The organism is Algoriphagus algorifonticola (genome assembly GCF_007655305.1).
In the GTDB taxonomy this organism is placed as follows: domain Bacteria; phylum Bacteroidota; class Bacteroidia; order Cytophagales; family Cyclobacteriaceae; genus Algoriphagus; species Algoriphagus algorifonticola.
Genome location: NZ_VLOG01000025.1, coordinates 1 through 2317, shown reverse-complemented (window position 1 = coordinate 2317; position 2317 = coordinate 1). Strand labels below are relative to the sequence as shown.

Below are 2317 nucleotides of genomic sequence, written 5' to 3'. Positions count from 1 at the left end.
AAATAAATTAGCAACAAACAGAAAAGCAGCTCTGAAAGAGCGAGATAGTAAGAATTTTAAAGTAGGCTAGTTTTAGGTTTTTTCCTTGATTTTTAGAACCCGATTACCCTCACTTTAATTCCCTGAAAAACGTGTTCAAAGTCCCCCTAAAGGGGGATTTAGGGGGTTAAGACTTCATGATTTAATCGTGCACCTCTCCATCATCTCACCCGTCTACCGCGCTGAGCAATTGCTCGATCAACTCGTGGAAAAAATCATGGAATCGCTAGCTTCTATCAGCCACGATTTTGAGATTATCTTAGTAGATGACTTTAGTCCGGATAATTCCTGGAACAAAATAGAAGAACTTGCTTCTAAGCACCCACAGGTAAAAGGCATTAAACTCTCCCGCAACTTTGGACAGCATTATGCCATTACAGCGGGTCTGGATCATGCAAAAGGGGAGTGGATTGTAGTGATGGACTGTGATTTGCAGGATAGGCCGGAAGAAATCCCCACTCTGTATGAAAAAGCACAGGAAGGCTTTGAGGCAGTTTTTGCCCAGCGGGTAAATCGAAAAGATACCTTTTTTAAGAAGATGGGGTCCAAAATCTTTTATAAAACCTTGGCTTATTTAACCGGAGTAGATCAGGATGAAACAGTAGCTAATTTTGGAATATATCACCGCAGGCTGATCGATGAAATTGTCCAAATGCGGGAAAAGATCAGATTCTTCCCGGCTATGGTCAAATGGGTGGGTTTTCGACAAATAGCTATCCCCGTAAGCCATTCAGAAAACGGGAAACGGGAAACTACCTATTCCTTTAAAAAACTCTTCAACCTGGCTTTGGATATTTTGCTTGCCTATAGCGATAAACCCATTCGAATGACTGTAAAATTAGGGGTCGGAGTGGCTTTTACCGGCTTTCTATTTGCCCTCTACACACTAATTCGATATGTAATGGGCGATATCATTGTGGCAGGATACGCCAGTTTGATCATCTCCATTTGGTTTCTAACAGGCCTGGTCTTAATTACTTTGGGAATGGTCGGCTTGTACGTCGGAAAAATCTTCGAAGGAGTGAAAAACCGTCCGATTTACATAGTAGAGAAAAAAACAAGTTGATTCTGTTTAATTCTACCTGTAGCTAAAAAGATGGAAGACGGGAGACCGAAGACCGAAGAAGAGGTCAAGAAGCGAAAGGCTAGAGATTAGAGATTAGAAGCGAGAGATGAGAAGCGAGAAATTAGAAGCGAGAAACGAGAATTGAGAGACGAGACAGCTCAATTACTCGCGTACTCAGTTACTCAATTGCACAGCAGAAATCGAAGCGGGCCTGAACGCTGAACAATGAACCTTGAACTAAACGATCAGAACCGAGAAGCGAGAGACGAGAAACGAGATGCGAGAGACGAGAAGCAAGATAAGAGACTCAGTTAAACCCTTACTCGATTACACAATTACTCATCCAATAACTAATAACTCAATAACCAATAACTCCCTCCAACTTTAAACTATCAACTTGCTAACTTATCTCCCTTTCGACTCTGAACTCTTTGGTTATCCTGTTGGAAAATATGAAGTAGGGGAATATTGGGATCAGGATGAATTTTTGAAGCAGACGCGGAGCTTTCAGTTGATATACCTGTTCAGTGAGCATGAACTGGATATCAATTCAGAAGATATTCAACTGATGGATGTGAAATTGATTTTTGAGAAAGCGTTGAAATCCGAATCTACATGTTCAGATATTATTGAAGTCTATCAAGGTGAACTAACAGAAGATTTGATTTCATTGGCTTTGGACAGTGGAGAATATTCACGGTTTAAAGTAGACCCTAGATTAGATCAGGGTGAGTTTGAAAAGCTATACCATATCTGGATTAGGAAGGCCCTGGAAAAAGGGGAGGTATTGGTAGATGGGGAAATGGAAGGAATGGTCACCTGCAAGGTAGATAATGACCTAGCACAAGTCGGTCTTTTTGCTGTCAAAGAATCCTCCAGAGGCAAAGGAATAGGCAAGGACCTCTTGAAAAAAGCAGAGTCTTGGGCTTTTGAAAAGGGAGCCAGAATAATGAAGATTCCAACCCAAAAAGCCAATACGCCCGCAAGGAGCCTATATGAGAAAATGGGCTATAAAATCGCTTCGAAAACCAATATCTACCATTATTGGAACTATGAGTTTAAAGTTTAATAGTTTGAAGTTGGAGACGAGAAGCGAGAGATGAGAGGCGAGAAGCGAGAGATTAGAGACGAGAGATTAGAAGCGAGAAGCTAGAACCGAGAAACGAGACAGCTCAATTACTCGGTTAATCAGTTACTCAATTACACAACAGG

Annotated in this window: 2 protein-coding genes; both read left to right on the top strand. The window is 41.3% G+C overall.

Features of this window, described 5'->3' with window-relative positions; genetic code table 11:
* The first annotated feature begins 187 nt into the window (after nt 1-187).
* On the top strand, nt 188-1105 hold the full coding sequence (locus FL972_RS05565; RefSeq protein WP_144604090.1) for a glycosyltransferase family 2 protein: 918 nt from the start codon (nt 188-190) through the stop codon (nt 1103-1105).
* 397 nt (nt 1106-1502) lie between these two features.
* Nucleotides 1503-2174: a GNAT family N-acetyltransferase gene (locus tag FL972_RS05560; RefSeq protein ID WP_144604089.1), complete on the top strand. Its 672-nt coding sequence runs from the start codon at nt 1503-1505 to the stop codon at nt 2172-2174.
* Nucleotides 2175-2317: the final 143 nt, after the last annotated feature.